The 19,535-nt window shown below is 68.9% G+C and carries 15 protein-coding genes, 2 tRNA genes and 1 pseudogene; 15 read left to right on the top strand and 3 right to left on the bottom strand.

Translation table 11 applies throughout. The features are described from left to right. Positions 1 to 29: 29 nt before the first annotated feature. The 11 genes from dnaN to OHS70_RS18140 all read left to right on the top strand — a co-directional run bounded on the left by dnaN (position 30) and on the right by OHS70_RS18140 (position 13,770). Positions 30 to 1,160 carry a DNA polymerase III subunit beta gene (gene dnaN / locus OHS70_RS18190; RefSeq protein ID WP_328398788.1) on the top strand — a complete coding sequence of 377 codons (1,131 nt, stop codon included), beginning with the start codon at positions 30 to 32 and terminating at the stop codon, positions 1,158 to 1,160. A 79-nt stretch (positions 1,161 to 1,239) separates the two neighbouring features. After that, positions 1,240 to 2,118, top strand: a complete 879-nt coding sequence (gnd, locus tag OHS70_RS18185) for a phosphogluconate dehydrogenase (NAD(+)-dependent, decarboxylating) (RefSeq protein ID WP_328398786.1) — start codon at positions 1,240 to 1,242, stop codon at positions 2,116 to 2,118. 54 nt (positions 2,119 to 2,172) lie between these two features. Beyond that, positions 2,173 to 3,312, top strand: coding sequence for a DNA replication/repair protein RecF (recF, locus tag OHS70_RS18180; RefSeq protein WP_328398784.1), 1,140 nt, complete (start codon positions 2,173 to 2,175; stop codon positions 3,310 to 3,312). After that, positions 3,309 to 3,863 (top strand): DUF721 domain-containing protein, encoded by a 555-nt coding sequence (locus OHS70_RS18175; protein WP_328398782.1) that lies wholly within the window; start codon positions 3,309 to 3,311, stop codon positions 3,861 to 3,863. The genes recF and OHS70_RS18175 overlap by 4 nt, the downstream gene beginning before the upstream one ends. A 400-nt stretch (positions 3,864 to 4,263) precedes the next feature. Next, entirely contained in the window at positions 4,264 to 6,333 is a 2,070-nt protein-coding gene (gene gyrB / locus OHS70_RS18170; RefSeq protein ID WP_328398780.1) for a DNA topoisomerase (ATP-hydrolyzing) subunit B, read from the top strand. A gap of 41 nt (positions 6,334 to 6,374) precedes the next feature. Beyond that, positions 6,375 to 8,978 carry a DNA gyrase subunit A gene (gene gyrA / locus OHS70_RS18165; protein ID WP_328398778.1) on the top strand — a complete coding sequence of 868 codons (2,604 nt, stop codon included), beginning with the start codon at positions 6,375 to 6,377 and terminating at the stop codon, positions 8,976 to 8,978. Positions 8,979 to 9,092: 114 nt separating this feature from the next. Next, complete coding sequence (locus OHS70_RS18160; protein WP_328398776.1) at positions 9,093 to 9,668, top strand: DUF3566 domain-containing protein; 576 nt, start codon at positions 9,093 to 9,095, stop codon at positions 9,666 to 9,668. Between the two features lie 82 nt (positions 9,669 to 9,750). Further along, positions 9,751 to 9,824: transfer RNA gene (locus tag OHS70_RS18155), tRNA-Ile, on the top strand. Positions 9,825 to 9,990: 166 nt separating this feature from the next. After that, positions 9,991 to 10,125, top strand: a complete 135-nt coding sequence (locus tag OHS70_RS18150; RefSeq protein WP_003958712.1) for a DLW-39 family protein — start codon at positions 9,991 to 9,993, stop codon at positions 10,123 to 10,125. 175 nt (positions 10,126 to 10,300) lie between these two features. Further along, positions 10,301 to 12,292 (top strand): vWA domain-containing protein, encoded by a 1,992-nt coding sequence (locus tag OHS70_RS18145; RefSeq protein ID WP_443062619.1) that lies wholly within the window; start codon positions 10,301 to 10,303, stop codon positions 12,290 to 12,292. Then, positions 12,289 to 13,770, top strand: coding sequence for a hypothetical protein (locus OHS70_RS18140; RefSeq protein WP_328398772.1), 1,482 nt, complete (start codon positions 12,289 to 12,291; stop codon positions 13,768 to 13,770). Before OHS70_RS18145 ends, OHS70_RS18140 begins: the two co-directional genes overlap by 4 nt. An 89-nt stretch (positions 13,771 to 13,859) precedes the next feature. On the opposite strand, the gene OHS70_RS18135 is transcribed toward OHS70_RS18140, so the two are convergent. After that, positions 13,860 to 15,197: a serine/threonine-protein kinase gene (locus OHS70_RS18135; protein WP_328398770.1), complete on the bottom strand. Its 1,338-nt coding sequence runs from the start codon at positions 15,195 to 15,197 to the stop codon at positions 13,860 to 13,862. Between the two features lie 45 nt (positions 15,198 to 15,242). Further along, positions 15,243 to 15,791, bottom strand: coding sequence for a helix-turn-helix domain-containing protein (locus tag OHS70_RS18130; RefSeq protein ID WP_328398768.1), 549 nt, complete (start codon positions 15,789 to 15,791; stop codon positions 15,243 to 15,245). Positions 15,792 to 15,981: 190 nt separating this feature from the next. Between OHS70_RS18130 and OHS70_RS18125 the strand changes: the two genes are divergently transcribed. After that, positions 15,982 to 16,054: transfer RNA gene (locus OHS70_RS18125), tRNA-Ala, on the top strand. Positions 16,055 to 16,292: 238 nt separating this feature from the next. Further along, positions 16,293 to 16,706: pseudogene (locus OHS70_RS18120) on the top strand (DUF6344 domain-containing protein); the annotation flags it as partial. Between the two features lie 162 nt (positions 16,707 to 16,868). Here OHS70_RS18120 and OHS70_RS18115 read toward each other — a convergent pair. Continuing rightward, the gene (locus tag OHS70_RS18115) at positions 16,869 to 17,540 is read right to left on the bottom strand and encodes a DUF5324 family protein (RefSeq protein ID WP_328398766.1); all 672 of its coding nucleotides are present in this window, start codon (positions 17,538 to 17,540) and stop codon (positions 16,869 to 16,871) included. A 273-nt stretch (positions 17,541 to 17,813) separates the two neighbouring features. On the opposite strand from OHS70_RS18115, the gene OHS70_RS18110 reads away from it, so the two are divergent. Next, a complete protein-coding gene (locus OHS70_RS18110) occupies positions 17,814 to 18,347 on the top strand; it encodes a peptidylprolyl isomerase (protein WP_328398764.1) in 534 nt (177 codons plus the stop codon). A 107-nt stretch (positions 18,348 to 18,454) separates the two neighbouring features. Continuing rightward, complete coding sequence (locus tag OHS70_RS18105; protein ID WP_328398762.1) at positions 18,455 to 19,351, top strand: rhomboid family intramembrane serine protease; 897 nt, start codon at positions 18,455 to 18,457, stop codon at positions 19,349 to 19,351. The last annotated feature ends 184 nt before the right edge of the window (positions 19,352 to 19,535 follow it).

The raw sequence follows: 19,535 nt of genomic DNA, 5'->3' as shown, positions 1-19,535 counted from the left end.
CGAGCCAGCAACAGCAGGAGGCGGTTCCGGTGAAGATCCGGGTGGAGCGCGATGTACTCGCGGAGGCAGTGGCCTGGGTGGCCCGCAGCCTTCCGGCCCGTCCGCCGGCCCCCGTACTCGCAGGCCTTCTTCTGAAGGCGGAGGACGGTGCCCTCAGCTTCTCGAGCTTCGACTACGAGGTCTCGGCGCGTGTCTCGGTCGAGGCGGAGGTGGACGAGGACGGCACCGTGCTGGTGTCGGGCCGTCTGCTCGCCGACATCTGCCGCGCTCTGCCCAACCGCCCGGTGGAGATCTCCACAGACGGTGTACGGGCGACCGTGGTCTGCGGCTCCTCGCGATTCACACTCCACACGCTGCCTGTGGAGGAGTACCCGGCGCTGCCGCAGATGCCGACCGCGACCGGCACCGTGCCCGGCGAGGTCTTCGCCTCGGCCGCCGCACAGGTCGCCATCGCCGCCGGCCGCGACGACACCCTCCCGGTGCTCACCGGAGTCCGGATCGAGATCGAGGGCGACACCGTCACCCTGGCCTCGACCGACCGCTACCGCTTCGCCGTCCGTGAGTTCCTGTGGAAGCCCGAGAGCCCGGACGTCTCGGCCGTCGCCCTGGTGCCCGCCAAGACGCTGCTGGACACCGCCAAGTCGCTGACCAGCGGTGACACGGTCACCCTGGCGTTGTCCGGCTCGGGTGCGGGTGAGGGCCTGATCGGTTTCGAGGGCGCGGGACGGCGGACCACCACCCGGCTGCTCGAGGGCGATCTGCCCAAGTACCGGACCCTGTTCCCCACCGAGTTCAACTCGGTCGCCGTGATCGAGACCGCGCCGTTCGTCGAGGCCGTCAAGCGTGTGGCCCTGGTCGCCGAGCGGAACACCCCGGTGCGACTCAGCTTCGAACAGGGCGTGCTGATCCTGGAGGCCGGCTCCAGCGACGATGCACAGGCTGTGGAGCGTGTCGACGCCCAGCTGGACGGCGACGACATCTCGATCGCCTTCAACCCGACCTTCCTGCTGGACGGTCTGAGCGCCATCGACTCCCCGGTCGCCCAGCTCTCGTTCACCACGTCCACCAAGCCCGCGCTGCTGAGCGGCAAGCCGGCCGTGGACGCCGAGGCGGACGAGGCCTACAAGTACCTGATCATGCCGGTTCGTCTGAGCGGCTGACCCCACAGGTGTGCATCCGTGTCCGGGCGTAGGCTCGGACGCGGGTAGCAACTGCACACAACGATTGAGGAATCATCTGATGGAGCTCGGTCTCGTCGGTCTCGGCAAGATGGGCGGCAACATGCGCGAGCGCATCCGCCGCGCCGGTCACACGGTTGTCGGATACGACCGCAACCCCGACCTCGCTGACGTCGAGAGCCTTCAGGAGCTTGTCGGCAGGCTCAAGGGCCCGCGGGTCGTGTGGGTCATGGTTCCCGCCGGTGCCGCGACCCAGTCGACCATCGATGAGCTCGCAGACCTCCTCGAGCCCGGCGACGTCGTCGTGGACGGCGGCAACTCCCGCTGGACCGACGACGAGAAGCACGCGGTCGAGCTCGGCATCAAGGGCATCGGCTTCGTCGACTGCGGCGTATCGGGTGGTGTCTGGGGACTGGAGAACGGCTACGCGCTGATGTACGGCGGCGACGCCGAGAACGTCGCGAAGGTCCAGCCGATCTTCGACGCTCTCAAGCCCGAGGGCGAGTTCGGCTCGGTCCACGCGGGCAAGGTCGGCGCTGGGCACTTCGCGAAGATGGTCCACAACGGCATCGAGTACGCGATGATGCAGGCCTACGCCGAGGGCTGGGAGCTCCTGGAGAAGGTCTCCTCCGTCACCGACGTACGCGAGGTCTTCCGCTCCTGGCAGGAAGGCACCGTCATCCGCTCCTGGCTGCTCGACCTGGCGGTCAACGCGCTGGACGAGGACGAGCACCTGGAGAAGCTGCGCGGTTATGCACAGGACTCCGGTGAGGGCCGGTGGACCGTGGAAGCCGCCATCCACCACGCCGTGCCGCTGCCGGCGATCACCGCGTCGTTGTTCGCGCGCTTCGCGTCCCGCCAGGACGACTCCCCGCAGATGAAGATGATCGCCGCGCTGCGCAACCAGTTCGGCGGCCACGCGGTCGAGTCCACGAAGTAATCCACAGGCTGTGCACCCCGGTGCACAGCAGCCGGGGGAAGGTCGGCGCACATCATGCACGTCACGCATCTGTCGCTGGCCGACTTCCGCTCGTACGCCCGGGTCGAGGTCCCTCTCGATCCGGGCGTCACCGCTTTCGTGGGGGCCAACGGCCAGGGCAAGACCAACCTCGTCGAAGCGGTCGGCTATCTGGCCACGCTGGCGAGCCACCGGGTGTCCTCCGACGCCCCGCTGGTTCGGATGGGAGCGGACCGGGCCGTGATCCGTGCCGCCGTCAGGCAGGGGGAGCGCTCGCAGCTGGTCGAGCTGGAGCTCAATCCCGGTAAGGCGAACAGGGCACGTATCAACAGGTCGTCGCAGGTCAGGCCGCGTGATGTGCTGGGGATCGTCCGTACTGTGCTGTTCGCCCCGGAGGATCTGGCGCTCGTCAAGGGCGACCCCGGGGAGCGACGGCGGTTCCTCGACGAGCTGATCACCGCGCGCTCGCCCCGGATGGCGGGAGTGCGCTCCGACTACGAACGGGTGCTCAAGCAGCGCAACACACTGCTGAAGTCGGCGGCGATGGCCCGTCGGCACGGCGGGCGCGGGGCCGACCTGTCGACGCTCGACGTATGGGACCAGCATCTGGCGCGGGCGGGTGCGGAAGTCCTGGCACAGCGGTCGGACCTGATCGCGGCGCTTCAGCCGCTCGCCGACAAGGCGTACGAGGCGCTTGCCCCCGGAGGCGGCCCGGTCGCGCTGGAGTACCGTTCCTCCTCCGCTGGGCAGGCGCCGGAGCAGATGGCCGACGGGACGCGCGAGGAACTGTTCCAGCAGCTGATGGCGGCGCTTGCCGAGGTGCGCAAGCAGGAGATCGAGCGAGGCGTGACGCTCGTCGGACCGCACCGCGACGAGCTGGTGCTCAAGCTGGGCGAGCTGCCGGCCAAGGGATACGCGAGCCACGGCGAGGCCTGGTCGTACGCGCTGGCGCTGCGGCTCGCGTCGTACGACCTGCTGCGGGCCGAGGGCAACGAGCCGGTGCTCGTGCTCGACGACGTCTTCGCGGAGCTGGATGCGCGCCGGCGTGAGCGGCTGGCGGAACTGGTGGCTCCGGGAGAGCAGGTCCTGGTGACGGCGGCGGTCGACGACGACGTGCCCGGTGTGCTGGCCGGCGCGCGGTATGCCGTGGCCGACGGAGCGGTGGAGCGCGTATGAGCGAGGACGAGACGCCCGTGGTGCCCGAGCCCGCGAAGGTCCCCGAGTCGTCGGGGGTGGACCTGGCCCGCGTGGCCCTGCGTGCGGCCAAGGAGCAGGCGAAGGCGCGCGGTGCCGCGGCGCAGCAGAAGAAGCAGGCCCGCCGCGGTGGCGGGCTGAGATCCGGGGCACGGGCGGACGGACGGGATCCGCTGCCGCTGGGTGCCGCCATCAACCGGCTGATCACCGAGCGGGGCTGGGAGACCCCGGCTGCTGTGGGCGGGGTCATGGGCAGGTGGCCCCAGATCGTCGGCGAGGACCTGGCGAACCACTGTGTGCCGCTGCGGTACGACGACGATCCCGACCAGCGTGTGCTGACCGTGCAGTGCGATTCGACGGCCTGGGCCACACAACTGCGCCTGCTGGCGCCACGGCTGGTGGCGCGGCTCAACGAGGACCTGGGTCAGGGCACGGTCCGGCTGATCAAGGTGCTGGGCCCGGGCGGGCCCGCCCGAAGGTTCGGACCCCTGCGGGCGCCGGGGAGCACCGGTCCCGGGGACACCTACGGCTGAGTCCGGAGCCAAGCACGCCGGACGCACCCGCTGACTGCTCGGATCCCTGCTCTGAGCAGGGCTTCGCCCCCTGGTCAGACCCCTGCTCAGCCTCCCGTTCCCACCCGTGCTCGGGCCCGTGCGACAGAAGAAACCGCACGAGGCGCGTGAGGCGTCCCTCACGGTAGTGGACGGTTGACAGCCCGAAGCGCCTGGCGCCCGTGTGAGCCTCTTGGAGCCCCTGCCCGAATATGGGGAGTCGGACGGACAGGGTTCAGGGCGGCACATGCGGACTCAGCCACCGGCAAACCCCCATGAGTGTCGGTGGTACCGGTAGACTGGTGGACAATCCCGCTTCTGTAGCGGGACGTCGATTAATGCCGAACGACGCAGCCGCTCCCGCTCACGCGGAGAACGGCTTGTGCTGTGCCAGAAAGGGCGCTTCGTGGCCGATTCCGGCAACCCCAACGAGAACATTCCTTCCACTGCTGCCGACGGGACCGGCGAGGCGAGCTCGTCGTACGACGCCAGCGCGATCACCGTCCTCGAGGGTCTGGACGCGGTCCGCAAGCGGCCTGGCATGTACATCGGCTCGACCGGTGAGCGCGGCCTGCACCACCTCGTGCAAGAGGTCGTCGACAACTCCGTCGACGAGGCGATGGCCGGTCACGCGGACAGAATCGACGTCACGATCCTCGCCGACGGCGGCGTACGGGTGATCGACAACGGACGCGGTATCCCGGTCGACATGCACCCGGTGGAGAAGAAGCCGGCCGTCGAGGTCGTCCTCACCGTGCTGCACGCGGGCGGCAAGTTCGGCGGCGGCGGCTACGCCGTCTCCGGCGGTCTGCACGGTGTCGGTGTGTCCGTCGTGAACGCCCTGTCGACCAAGATCGCGGTCGACATCAAGCGGGACGGCTTCCGCTGGACACAGGAGTACAAGCAGGGTGTGCCCACCGGGCCGCTGGAGAAGCACGAGGCGGTCGAGGACTCCGGCACGTCGGTCACCTTCTGGGCCGACCCGGACATCTTCGAGACCACCGAGTACTCCTTCGAGACACTCTCGCGCCGCTTCCAGGAAATGGCCTTCCTCAACAAGGGCCTCACCCTGACGCTGACGGACGAGCGCGAGTCCGCGAAGGCGACGGTCGGCGCCGACGACCCTGACGCCGAGGCGGCCGAGGAGCCGCCGGCGAGGACGGTCACGTACCACTACGAAGGCGGCATCGTCGACTTCGTGACGTACCTGAACTCCCGCAAGGGCGAGCTGATCCACCCCACCGTCATCGACATCAACGCCGAGGACAAGGAGAGGCTCCTCTCCCTCGAGGTCGCGATGCAGTGGAACTCGCAGTACAGCGAGGGTGTCTACTCGTTTGCCAACACGATCCACACGCACGAGGGCGGTACGCACGAAGAAGGCTTCCGCGCCGCGCTGACGGGTCTCGTCAACCGGTACGCGCGCGACAAGAAGCTGCTGCGCGAGAAGGACGACAACCTCACGGGTGAGGACATCCGCGAAGGTCTGACCGCGATCATCTCGATCAAGCTCGGCGAGCCCCAGTTCGAGGGCCAGACCAAGACCAAGCTGGGCAACACGGAGGCGAAGACCTTCGTCCAGAAGGTCGTCAACGAACACCTCACCGACTGGTTCGACCGCAACCCCAACGAAGCCGTGGACATCATCCGCAAGGCCATCCAGGCCGCCACGGCCCGCGTCGCCGCCCGCAAGGCCCGCGACCTGACGCGCCGCAAGGGTCTGCTGGAGAGCGCCTCGCTGCCCGGCAAGCTGTCCGACTGCCAGTCGAACGACCCGACCAAGTGCGAGATCTTCATCGTCGAGGGTGACTCCGCCGGCGGCTCGGCCAAGTCCGGCCGCAACCCGATGTACCAGGCGATCCTGCCCATCCGAGGCAAGATCCTGAACGTCGAGAAGGCGCGGATCGACAAGATCCTGCAGAACACCGAGGTGCAGGCGCTGATCTCGGCCTTCGGCACGGGAGTCCACGAGGACTTCGACATCGAGAAGCTCCGCTATCACAAGATCATCCTGATGGCGGACGCCGACGTCGACGGCCAGCACATCAACACCCTGTTGCTGACCTTCCTGTTCCGCTTCATGCGGCCGCTGGTCGAGGCCGGGCACGTGTTCCTGTCCCGCCCGCCGCTCTACAAGATCAAGTGGGGCCGTGACGACTTCGAGTACGCCTACTCGGACCGTGAGCGCGACGCGCTCGTGGCGCTCGGCAAGCAGCAGGGCAAGCGGATCAAGGAGGACTCGATCCAGCGCTTCAAGGGTCTCGGCGAGATGAACGCCGAGGAACTGCGCATCACCACCATGGACATCGAGCACCGCGTTCTCGGCCAGGTCACCCTGGACGACGCCGCGCAGGCCGACGACCTGTTCTCGGTGCTGATGGGCGAGGACGTGGAGGCACGGCGCTCGTTCATCCAGCGCAATGCCAAGGACGTCCGCTTCCTCGACATCTGAGTCGGTCTCAGCTGACCGCACGAAAGGACTGAAGACCAGCAATGGCCGACGAGAACACTCCTGTGACCACAGAAACCGAAGACGAAGGGCCGCAGCTGCGGATCGAGCCCGTCGGGCTCGAGACCGAGATGCAGCGCTCGTACCTCGACTACGCGATGTCCGTCATCGTCTCGCGTGCGCTGCCGGACGTGCGGGACGGCCTCAAGCCCGTCCACCGCCGCGTGCTGTACGCGATGTACGACGGCGGCTACCGGCCCGAGAAGGGCTTCTACAAGTGCGCCCGCGTCGTCGGCGACGTCATGGGTACGTACCACCCGCACGGCGACTCCTCGATCTACGACGCCCTGGTCCGGCTGGCCCAGCCGTGGTCGATGCGCATGCCGCTGGTGGACTCCAACGGCAACTTCGGCTCCCCGGGCAACGACCCGGCCGCCGCCATGCGGTACACCGAGTGCAAGCTGATGCCGCAGTCGATGGAGATGCTCCGGGACATCGACGAGGAGACCGTCGACTTCCAGGACAACTACGACGGCCGCAACCAGGAGCCGACGGTCCTGCCGGCGCGCTTCCCGAATCTCCTGGTCAACGGCTCGGCCGGCATCGCGGTCGGTATGGCGACCAACATCCCGCCGCACAATCTGCGCGAGGTCGCGGCCGGCGCGCAGTGGGCGCTGGAGCACCCGGACGCTTCGCACGAGGAGCTGCTCGACGCGCTCATCGAGCGGATCAAGGGCCCGGACTTCCCGTCCGGTGCTCTGGTCGTGGGCCGCAAGGGCATCGAGGAGGCGTACCGCACCGGTCGCGGCTCCATCACGATGCGTGCGGTCGTCGAGGTCGAGGAGATCCAGAACCGTCAGTGCCTGGTGGTCACGGAGCTTCCGTACCAGGTCAACCCGGACAACCTCGCGCAGAAGATCGCCGACCTCGTCAAGGACGGCAAGATCGGCGGCATCGCCGACGTCCGCGACGAGACGTCCTCGCGCACCGGCCAGCGGCTCGTCATCGTGCTCAAGCGCGATGCCGTCGCCAAGGTCGTCCTCAACAACCTCTACAAGCACACCGACCTGCAGACGAACTTCGGCGCCAACATGCTGGCCCTGGTCGACGGTGTGCCGCGCACGCTCTCGCTGGACGCGTTCATCCGCCACTGGGTGACGCACCAGATCGAGGTCATCGTCCGGCGGACGAAGTTCCGGCTGCGCAAGGCCGAGGAGCGGGCGCACATCCTGCGCGGTCTGCTCAAGGCACTGGACGCGATCGACGAGGTCATCGCGCTGATCCGGCGCAGTGACACGGTCGAGGTCGCGCGTGCGGGCCTGATGGACCTGCTGCAGATCGACGAGATCCAGGCCAACGCCATTCTCGAGATGCAGCTGCGCCGGCTGGCCGCCCTGGAGCGCCAGAAGATCGTGCAGGAGCACGACGAGCTGCAGGCGAAGATCAACGAGTACAACGCGATCCTTGCCTCGCCCGAGAAGCAGCGTGGCATCGTCAGCGAGGAACTGGCCGTCATCGTCGAGAAGTTCGGCGACGACCGGCGCTCCAAGCTGGTGCCCTTCGACGGTGACATGTCCATCGAGGACCTCATCGCCGAGGAGGACATCGTCGTCACGATCACGCGTGGCGGCTATGTGAAGCGCACCAAGACCGACGACTACCGCTCACAGAAGCGCGGCGGCAAGGGGGTGCGGGGCACGAAGCTGAAGGAGGACGACATCGTCGACCACTTCTTCGTCTCCACCACGCACCACTGGCTGCTGTTCTTCACCAACAAGGGCAGGGTCTACCGGGCCAAGGCGTACGAGCTGCCGGACGCCGGCCGCGATGCGCGTGGCCAGCACGTCGCCAACCTGCTCGCCTTCCAGCCGGACGAGCAGATCGCCGAGATCCTCGCGATCCGTGACTACGAGGCGGCGCCGTATCTGGTGCTGGCGACCAAGGCGGGCCTGGTCAAGAAGACCCCGCTGAAGGACTACGACTCGCCTCGCTCGGGCGGTGTCATCGCGATCAACCTCCGTGAGACGGAGGGCGACGGCGGTGCGCCCGACGAGCTGATCGGCGCGGAGCTGGTCTCCGCCGAGGACGATCTGCTGCTGATCAGCAGGAAGGCGCAGTCGATCCGGTTCACTGCAACGGACGATGCGCTGCGCCCGATGGGCCGTGCGACGTCCGGTGTGAAGGGGATGAGTTTCCGTGAGGGGGACGAACTCCTCTCGATGAATGTCGTCCGGCCAGGTACGTTCGTGTTCACTGCCACCGATGGTGGGTACGCGAAGCGGACCCCCGTCGACGAGTACCGCGTCCAGGGCCGCGGCGGCCTCGGTATCAAGGCCGCCAAGATCGTGGAGGACCGCGGATCGCTCGTGGGTGCGCTGGTGGTCGAGGAGACCGACGAGATCCTCGCCATCACGCTCGGTGGCGGCGTGATTCGTACGCGAGTCAATGAAGTCAGGGAGACGGGCCGTGACACCATGGGCGTCCAACTGATCAACCTGGGCAAGCGGGATGCCGTTGTCGGTATCGCTCGTAACGCCGAGGCAGGCCGCGAGGCCGAAGAGGTCGAAGGGACCGATGAGGCCGGCGGTGAGGCGGCCGAGGCGGCAGTCGAGGGCACCGAGCCCTCGGCCGGGGAGCACGAGGAGTAAAGCGTGAGTGGAGCCACGGGCGCCGGATCGGCCGCTTCGGGAGCTGACGGTGCCCGTGGCCCTGCCGCGGACTCCCAGGGTGGGGGCACCTCCACCGAAGGTAGGGGGATTACGGTGACGGACACCCGGGGGCATCAGCCCCCGCACGAGATGTATGCCGGCGGCCAGCAGCCCGCTGCCCAGCAGGCGGCGCAGCCCTACCATCCGCCGCAGGCCTACCCCACGCCGCAGGGCGGCACGCAGGGCGGGCAGCAGCGCACCGGTCAGCAGGCGGGCGCCGCCGTGCGCCGGCCGCGCACCGGGGCCCGTACCACTCCGCGTACGCGCAAGGCCCGCCTGCGCGTGGCCAAGGCCGACCCGTGGTCGGTGATGAAGGTCAGCTTCCTGCTGTCGATCGCGCTGGGCATCTGCACCGTGGTCGCGTCCGCGGTGCTGTGGATGGTCATGGACGCGATGGGTGTCTTCTCGACCGTCGGCGGCACGATCAGCGAGGCCACCGGCTCCAACGAGAGCAACGGCTTCGACCTCCAGTCGTTCCTGTCGCTGCCGCGGGTGCTCATGTTCACGTCGGTCATCGCGGTGATCGATGTGGTGCTGGCGACGGCCCTCGCCACGCTCGGGGCCTTCATCTACAACCTCTCCGCCGGTTTCGTGGGCGGTGTGGAGCTCACGCTCGCCGAGGACGAGTAGCCCTGGTCGGAGGTCTGCGGATACCGATTTTGGCCATGCCCGCCGGGTGCGCTAATCTTCAGAGGTCAGCGCGCAGCGCGGCGGGGCTATAGCTCAGTTGGTTAGAGCGCATCCCTGATAAGGATGAGGCCACAGGTTCAAATCCTGTTAGCCCCACAGTGTCGATCGGCCCGGACGGAATGTTTCCGTCCGGGCCGATCTCTTTGTGCCGGGCCCGAGTTGGGGGAGCGCGGACCGGAGGTAGGTCACCGAACGGTATCGATCGGTGTGTATAGTCGGGCGCCAGAAGTCCTCATACGTCAAGGAAAGACGAGGTCGCGCGGTGAAGAAGCTTCTCCTGGTCGCACTGGCCGCCATCGGCGGGCTCCTCGTGTACCGCCAGATCCAGGCGGATCGCGCCGAGCAGGATCTGTGGACGGAGGCGACCGACTCCGTGCCCGCAGGTTCGGGTGTGTGAGACGCAGACTTTGGATCATGGAGCCCCGGCCGCGTGAGCGGCCGGGGCTTCGTGCTGTCCGGGTGTGGTTGTCCTGCTCGGCGCAGCACGGCCGCCGCTGTAGCGGGACCGTGACAGCGATCTTCTTGTATTCACTCCAGCAAATAGATAGCTTGCAAGAGCAAATTTTGGGGTGATGGGAGGGGACACGGTGAAAGCACGACTGCGCCGCCGTGCGACGGTGGCAACGATCGGCGCGGCACTGCTCGCCCTGGCAGCCGGGCCCGTGCCCGCCGCGGGCGCGGCGGAGCAGGCCGGCAAGGGAGCACGGGCGCCGCAGGGGGACGGCCGCAGCGGCCTGGTGATGGTGCTCGACTCGTCGGGCTCCATGGCCGATGACGACGGCACGGGAAGCACCCGGATGGAGTCCGCCCGCAAGGCGGTGGGAACGGTCGTCGACGCGCTCCCGGACGGTTATCCGACGGGCCTGCGCGTCTACGGCGCCGACCAGCCGAAGGGCTGCACCGACACCCGGCTGGCGCTGCCGGTGAAGCCGCTGGACCGGGAGGGCATGAAGCGGGCGGTCGGAGCCGTACAGCCCAAGGGGGACACTCCCATCGGCCTGTCGCTGCAGAAGGCCGCACAGGACCTGCCGAAGGCCGCCGACGGGGCGATCGGCACGCGCACGATCCTGCTGATCTCCGACGGCGAGGACACCTGCGGCACCCCGCAACCCTGCGAGGTCGCCGAGCAGCTCGGCAAGGACGGCGTCGGGCTGCGTATCGACACGGTCGGCTTCCAGGTGCGCGGCGCGGCACGGCAGCAGCTGGAGTGCATCGCGAGGGCCGGCAACGGCCGTTACTACGACGCTCCGGACGCCGAGGCGCTCGCCCGGCAGCTGCAGCGCTCGGCGCAGCTGTCCGCGGACGGTTACCGCTTCCGCGGCAGGCCGGTCGAGGGCGGGCAGACGCGGGACGCGGCCCCCGTGCTCACCCCGGGGCAGTACCTGGACACCATCGGCCCCGGTGAGAAGCGGTATTACGCCGCCGATCTGGACGCCGCGTCGACGGCCGACTTCTCGGCGACGGCCGTGCCGCAGCCGGGCGCGGCGGTGGACACTCTCGACGGCCTGCGCACGGTGGTCCAGTACGGGTCCGGCGGTTCCTGCGGGACGAGCACCGAGCGCTTCTTCCAGAAGGAGGGGGCAACGCCCCTGACCTCTGCGGTCGCCCGGATTCCCAGTCCCGAGGGCGGCCGCAGGTGTGACGAGGCGGGCCGGTACTGGCTGGTGGTCGAGCGTGAGTCCAAGCCGGGCTCGGACGCCGCGCGGTGGCCGCTGGAGCTGACCTACGGCATGGAGAAGCCGCTGGCCGAGGGGGTCACGCCGGCGCAGTCGCAGCCCGAGTACGGCCAGGGCGACAAGGGCGCCGTACTGCCGACCGGCGATCCGCGGGACGTGACGGGCGGCACGGGCTTCAACGATGCCAAGGAGATCGGGCAGGGCGTGTGGCGGGACAGGCTTCTGCCGTCGCAGACACTCTGGTACAGGGTTCCGGTCGGCTGGGGACAGCAGCTGCGGTACGACGTCGAGTTCGCCAACGAGCCGACCGTGGACGGCGCCTCCTCGGTGTGGTCGTACGGAGCCACCCAGGTCTTCACGCCCGCGCGTGGACCGGTCGGCGGCGGCAACGGGGAGTTCAACCCGCAGACCATCTACAACGGGCGTCCCATGGCGCTGGAGATGGGCACCGTGCCCGTCGCCTGGACCAACCGCCACGAGTCCCACCCGAACGTCGTCCCGGTACACGCCAAAGGCGGCTTCTACATCGCCGTCACACTGGGCGCGAAGGCCGCGGAGATCGCCGAGAATCCGGAGATCGGCGTGGTGCTTAGGGTGGCCGTGCTGGGTGACGAACTGGCAGGTCCCGAGCATGACGCCCCGGTGCTCGCGGACGACGGGGACAAGGGCGCGGCGGACGCGGCCGACAAGAAGGGTGATTCGCCCACCGGCGCAGACAGCGAAGCGGCCGAAGGGGCAGGATGGTCCGGCATGGTGATCGCCGCGGCCGTGGGCGGCGGAGCGGTCCTCATCGCCGGCGCGGTCTTCGTACTCGCGCGGCGCAGGGCGGCGGCCACAGGGCCGTCCGGCTGTCCGACGGACACATGGGACTCAAGGAGGGGCGCGTGAAGAGGCAGCGCGGCTGGGGCCGGGTGACGCTGGCCGGAATGGCGACGGTGTGTGCGGTGGCGGCGCTGCCCGGGCAGGCGTGGGCAGCGGGCGAGCCCAACCCGTACGTCTTCGACAGCGAGGCGAAGAGTGTGCGGGGCGCGGCGGTCAACAGCGACGGGCCGCAGCTGGCGGTCGGCTCGACCTACAAGGACACGATCAAGCCGGGCGAGAAGCGCTACTACCGGCTCGACCTCGACGCCAAGTCGAACGCCTATGTCTCCGCGGTGGCCGTACCCAAACTGGCCACCAAGTTCGCCTACGCGGACAAGCTCGCCGTGAGCATCGAGGACCGCTCGGGGTCCCAGTGCAGCGAGGGTGCGGCCATGTTCGGCACCGCGACCTACGCCCGGCCGGTCGCCGACTACGCGAGCCGGAGGATCGACAAGGACAAGAGCAACTGCCAGGAGGCGGGGACCTATTACGTGCTCCTGGAGCGGACCAGTGACGCCACCTCCACACCCGAGCCGTGGGACGTGGAGATCCGTTTCAGCTCCGAGCCGGAGGTGAAGGGGGACAAGGCCACGCAGGCGCCCGAGAACTGGCCGTCCGCCTCGCCGGCGGCACCCGCGGGCGGCCCGCAGAAGCGGGCGGGCGGCACGAGCTTCCATGACGCCACAAGCCTCAAGGTGGGCGAGTGGCAGGACGAGATCACGCCCGGCCGGACGCGGTTCTACCGGGTGCCGGTCGACTGGGGGCAGCAGCTGTTCGCCAGCGCCGACCTGGGCACCAGCTCAGCGGGTGACGGGACCGGCAGCGTCAGCAACGCGCTCGCGCTGTCCCTGCACAATCCGGCGCGCGGGTTCGTCGAGAACCAGGCGAGCGTCTTCTACGACGGCAAGCAGAAGTCGATCGCACTCGATCCGCTGCCGCCGGTGGCTTACGAGAACCGCTACGCCTCCGCCGACAGCACCAACGCCATGCGGTTCGCCGGCTGGTACTACCTCTCGGTGACGCTCAACCCCGAGATCGCCGAGGCCTTCGGCAAGAAGCCGATCCCGTTGACGCTGCGCGTCAACGTCGAGGGCGAGGCGAAGCCAGGGCCTCAGTACGCGGGCCCCGCCGGGGACTTCCAGGTCACCGACGACGACCAGGAGGCGGCCGACAGCGGCAGGAGCGCTCCGGAGGCGGCCAGGAGCGACACGATGAAGCTGGTCGCCGCGGCAGGGATCGGCGCGGGGGTCGTGCTGGTGCTCGGGCTCGGGGCCTGGGTGCTGCTCGCCAGGCGCCGTACGCCCGAGTCCGTGGAACCGGTGCCGTTCCCGGTGCAGGGACAGAGTCCTGGCCATGTGCAGGATCTGGGACCGGGGTACGGGCAAGGCGCCGCGCAGCCGGGCCATGGATACCCGCCGGCGCAGGGCCAGGGGCACGGGCAGGGATACGGACAGGGTGCCGGCCAGGGCTACGGGTCCGGACCGTACGGGCCGCCCGGCCAGTAGCCGAGCCGTAGGGGTCGCGCGGCCCGCAGCCGGACCGTAAGGGGGCGCGGCCCGAAGCCGGGCCCGCCCCGACCCTCGGCGGTGCGGGATCAGGTCTGGGTCAGCGCCCAGATGCCCACCGCGAAGCACACCAGCGCGACAAGCAGGACCGGGACCGCAACCTTCGGGGGCGGTCCCGGCCGCTTTTGCGCGGTGGCGGGTGGAACCTGCCCGCCCTGAGCGGTGTAAGCATGAGTGAAGGGCGGTTCGTGCGGTCCCTGGGCGCTCTGCACATAGGCGGGCTGTCCGGGCACCGGTGCTTGATGGGGGGAAGCCGGATGCGCGGGTACGGGAGCAGGGACGGGGGTCGGAGTCGGCGTGGGCGTGGGCTCCGTGGAGAGCGGCATGGCGGGAGGAGTGGACGGCTGCGCGGCGTAGGGCTGCTGTACCGCCTGGTGAGGGTGGTGTGCGGCCGCGTGCTGCGGCGGCGGCAGATGGAAGCTGCCGGTCTCCGACGGCGGCGGTACGGGCGCGGGAGGCGCGGACCGCTCGGGAGCGGCCGACGAGACCTCGGGGCCGCCCGGGCCGAAGCCTTCGGGCAGCGGGCCGAGTTGGTCGAAGATCTCCACCGGCTCGTCGTCGAGGGTGGGGTCGGGGAGCAACTCGACCGCGGACGTGAGCGCCTTGCGCGCCCCTGTGGCCGTCTTGAACCGCGCCTGCGGGTCGGGCTGCAGCAGGCCCGCCAGGACCTGCCACAGCGGTTCCGGTACGCCTTGAGGAGCACCGGGTGTGCCGGAGGCGGCGAAGTGCTCGATCAGGGCCTGGGAGTCGGGCTTCTTGCCCTCGAGCAGATACAGCGCGACCAGGCCGACCGCGAACAGGTCCGCGGTGAAGTCCGGCTCCGCGCCCAGCATCTGCTCGGGCGCGAAGTAACCGGGCGTCCCCACCACATAGTTGGTCTCGGTCAGGCGCGGCTCACCCTTACGCATGGAGATGCCGAAGTCGGACAGCCGCAGATGCGGCCGGCCCGTTCCGGTGGCCTCCATCAGGATGTTGGCCGGCTTGATGTCGCGGTGCACGACCCCCTCCGCGTGCACCGCGGCAAGTCCGGACAGCAGCTGGTCGAGCAGGGTGCAGACGAAGCGGGGAGGCAGCGGACCGTAGTCGCCGATGACATGCGCCAGCGATCCGCCGCTCACCACATCCATGGTGAACAGCACCTTGTCGTCGTCCGCGGCCCAGCTGGCCGGGGCCAGGACATGAGGGTGGTCGATGCGCAGTGCCTGCTCACGGACAAAGCGCAGCAAGGTGTGCGCGTCGCTCTGCTGCAGGACCTTCGCCGCCACATAGCGACGGCGGCGGTGGTCCCAGGCGCGCCAGACCGCGCCCACGCCACCACGCCCGATCGGGTCGATCAGTTCGTACCGACCAGCGAAGACCTCACCCATTGTGCTGCGCCAGCTCCCGGTTCCTCGTCGAGGCGTCTGCCTCGGTCAGCTCTGGTGCGACTCGTAGTGGGCGACCGCGTCGGACGTGCGCCCGGCACCGTACACCCGGAGGAACTCTGCCAGTTCCGGGTGGCTCGGGGCGAGGGAGTCCGCCGCATCGATGATGTCTCCGGCCGCGGAGACCGAGCGCAGCAGCGACTGGATCTCACGCACCACGCGGCGCACCGTCGGGGCACCCGAGCTGCTGGTCGACTGGCTGGTGCCGGTGAGGACGGAGCCGCCCTGCGACTTCTTGATCTCGTCCATCCGGTCCGTGGCCTCGACGGCACTGACGCTGCCGTCGGCGACCTGGCTCGCCAGTTCCTGCAGCGCCTGGACCCGCTGGACCACCGCGGGATTGCCGATCTTGGCGCGCTGGCCGCTCATCAGCTGGGAGAGCATCGGGGCGGAGAGACCGAGTACGGCGGCGAGTCGGGCCTGGTTCAGCCCCAGGTCGTCGATGAGCCGTCGGAAGAGGGCTCCGAGGGGTTCCCCGTACCAGCTGCGCTGCAGTTCTCTGGCTCTTGCGGTCGTTTCCTGCTGCGCTGCATCCATTGCGTCTCCCCATCGCTTCCCCAAGCGGCTTCGCTGTCGCGAACCTTGTCGTGCATCTTACGGAGCGTGGTCGCCGACCGGGAGTCCCAACTGGAGTCCCAATCCTTTTGCAGGATTACGGGGGTGACCCGGTACTCTTGTGCGCGGTGGTGACCGAGGCACGTTCCGCTCGGTCGCACGCACCCGTCCAGGGGCCTTAGCTCAGTTGGTAGAGCGCTGTCTTTGCATGGCAGATGTCAGGGGTTCGACTCCCCTAGGCTCCACAGCGCCAAGGGCGCTCCGATCTGCGAGAAGCAGAGCGGAGCGCCCTTTTCGTCTCTCCCGGCCTCTTCCCCGGCCCTTCTTGTACAGCCTCCAGGGCTCTGTCGCGCTCTGGATTGGACCGTCCGAGTGGTGTTGATCAGAAGAACAGTTCAGCGACGGCGTCGCTCCCCCACATCTCGAGATGCGTACACATCATGAGGAAGGTATGTAAAGCGCTCAACCCGAAAGTGAGGGGTTATGGCCGCCTTCAAGGTCAGGAATCTGTGGACCGCGTTCATCACCGCGTTCTTCGCTCTGCTTGCCTCGGTGGGGCTCACCACTGCCGCGACCGCCGCGATCGCCACGGCACAGCCCGCGGACCGGACGCCCGACGAGCCGGTCAAGGTCCGTCCTCAGGCCGTCCGGGGAACCGTGCCGGCGCAGCGCAGGCGTCCGAGTACACGCTGGGTGCCGTCCCCGCGCGAACGATCACTGCCGCCGACCATCAAGCAGCGCATCGGTGCCGAGGCCCACGGAGCCTCACCCGCCGGCCGGCAGCTGCCCGTGATCGAGGCCGACGCGATGGAAAGTTTCGAACCTGCCGAAGCCGCCCCCGCCACCGCTCCTGCCGCAGCCGCCGGTTCCGCCGCAGCCTCGGCGCCTGCCGCCCCGACCGCGCCCGCCGCCCAGCCCGCCCGCCGTGTGGCCGCAGGGCCTAGCGCCTCCGCACGGCGTACCGCCTCCGCAGCCCGCGCCTCGTACACCATCGCGGCGTGAAGCGCCGGGAGCTGTCTTTCACCACTCCCGGCGCCCGCCCACGAGCACGGCACACGGTCAGCGACGGTCGTCGCGGTCCCCAGCCTCTGCCTCGTCCTGCTTCGCCTGCACCTCGGGGTCAAGTCCCGCCTTCGGACTGCCGTCGACGGACGACAGCGCGGACACCTCGGTCGCGGCGGGCGGCTCGACCAGCCAGTCGGGGTTGGCCTGCTTGTCCCACCACTTCCAGGCGGCGAATGCCGCGCCGGCCAGTACGCCGACGAGCACAAAGCCCTTGGCGACACGTCCGGCGGTAGAGCGCCGCTCGTGCTTCTTGACCAGCTTCTTGACCTCCTTGGCCGTCACCTGTCCGCGCAGTACGGCCAGCGCGGCCCCTGAACGGGCCGCAGCCTCGACGCCCACGGGCTTGGCGACGGCCACCGCGTGCTCGACACGCGGAACGGTGTAGTCGCTCGCCTGACGGGCGGCCTTCCGGGCCTGTACCGCAGCCCGGTGTGCAGCCTGGTCGACCTTCGGCGGTACATGCGGCGCAACACGTGCGTCGTACTGAACACGGGCCTGCTGAGCGGCCTGGGAAACTTTTGGTGCGAGGCGTACGCGTGCCTCGTGCGCATAAAGCGTGGCCTGGTCCTTGGCCGTGCCGGCGTAGGGCGCCACCACTTCCGCGGCGTGCAGCACGCTCTCCCTCGCCGTATCGGTCGCGGCGCGCACGCTGTCCATGCGGGTCACGGGATCCTCCTCTTCGGTGGCGTTCTGGGGCCTGGGGTTAATCCCCAGTTGGGCACAGTTTTCGCCTTTCCACCCGATTGAAAATCATGCCCGTTGAGGGCCGCCTCGGCATGTGGGGCGGGCATCCGGGTCATGTCGGGACCTTGCGGACGACGATGCCACGATTCGGCGCGGGGCGCGCCGGTGCGTCGGCGACTCGGCGCCTTTTCTGTGTAACCAGTCCTTCCGTGCAAGGATCGTGAGCCGTCACAGAAGACTTACGGAAGGCAGATCGTGGCCGAGCAGCTTTACGCCACCCTGAAGACCAACCAAGGCGACATCGAGATCCGGCTGCTGCCGAACCACGCGCCCAAGACGGTCAAGAATTTCGTGGAGCTCGCCAAGGGCGAGCGGGAATGGGTCCACCCGGCAACCGGCAAGCGGTCCACGGACAGGCTGTACGACGGCACGGTCTTCCACCGCGTGATCAGCGGCTTCATGCTGCAGGGCGGTGACCCGCTGGGCAACGGCACCGGTGGCCCGGGCTACGAGTTCGCGGACGAGTTCCATCCGGACCTCGCGTTCGACAGGCCGTACCTGCTGGCCATGGCCAACGCCGGTCCGGGCACCAACGGCTCGCAGTTCTTCATCACCGTGGCGCCCACCGCCTGGCTGACGCGCAAGCACACCATCTTCGGCGAGGTCTCCACCGAGGCCGGCAAGAAGGTCGTGGACGCCATCGCCGGCACCCGGACCAACCCGCGCACCGACCGCCCGGTCGACGACGTCGTGATCGAGTCCGTCGTCGTCGAGACCCGCGAGGGCTGATCGGCGACGGATTACCTCAAGGGAACCTTTTCGCCCCGTCCGTCCGTAAGGATGGACGGGGCGAGGTTGTGAGCGCGCACCGGCCCGGAAGATCGAGGGGAGACCTCATGGAGCAGGCGTCGGACCGTCCTCAGGAGCCGCAGGACGCCCATGGTCTGCCCGGCTGCTACCGGCACCCCGGCAAGGAGACCGGCATCCGCTGCACCCGCTGCGAGCGGCCGATCTGCACGGACTGCATGGTCAGTGCGTCGGTCGGCTTCCAGTGCCCCGACTGTGTGCGGACGGGATCGGGTACGGGGCACGCGCCGGGTGCCAACCGGCCGCGGACGCTCGCGGGAGGCGTGGTGAGCGCCGACCCGTTGTTCGTCACCAAGATCCTTCTCGCTCTCAACGCCGTGGTGTTCATCCTGGTGCTCGCGCTCGGCCAGCGCTTCGTGGCCGAGACGGAGCTGATCGGATACGCCTTCAACCCGCAGCTCGGCGAGATCGTCGGAGTGGCGGACGGCGAGTGGTACCGCCTGATCACGGCGACGTTCCTGCATGAAGAGGTCCCGCACATCGGGTTCAACCTGCTCGGTCTGTGGTTCCTGGGCAGGCTGGTGGAGCCGGAGCTCGGCCGTGTGCGCTATCTCGCGGTCTACCTGCTGTCCGGTCTCGGTGGCAGTGTCCTTGCCTATCTGCTGGCCGAGGAGAACCAGCCGTCGCTCGGCGCCTCGGGCGCCGTCTTCGGCCTGATGGGTGCGGTGCTGGTGATCGCACGGCGGACGAGAATGGATGTGCGGCCGATCGTCCTGATTCTCGCGATCAATCTGATCTTCAGTTTCACCCGGGAGAACATCTCCTGGGAGGGCCACATCGGCGGACTGGTCATCGGGGTTCTGGTCACCCTGGGTCTGGTCCATGCGCCGCGCGCGCACCGGAATCTGGTGCAGGGAGCCGTCTGCGCAGGAGCCCTGCTGGTTCTTCTGGTGGCCGTGATCGCCAGATCCGTCGCGCTCGCCTGAGCGTGAGCCTTTCCCCAAAGTTGTCCACAGTGTGTGCCGGATCTTGTGCAAGCTGTGGGGAACAAGCGTGCCCCTCGTCGCTGAGCTGGGGTTTCCCAGTTCGGACAAGGGGCGGGACGCTTCACGCGCATGGCCGATGCGGTCACACCGGCGTCAACGTCGGGAGAGTTATCCACAGATCGTC

Origin of the sequence: Streptomyces sp. NBC_00390, assembly GCF_036057275.1 — a bacterium.
Classification (GTDB): domain Bacteria; phylum Actinomycetota; class Actinomycetes; order Streptomycetales; family Streptomycetaceae; genus Streptomyces.
This window is presented reverse-complemented; position numbering and strand designations above follow the sequence as displayed.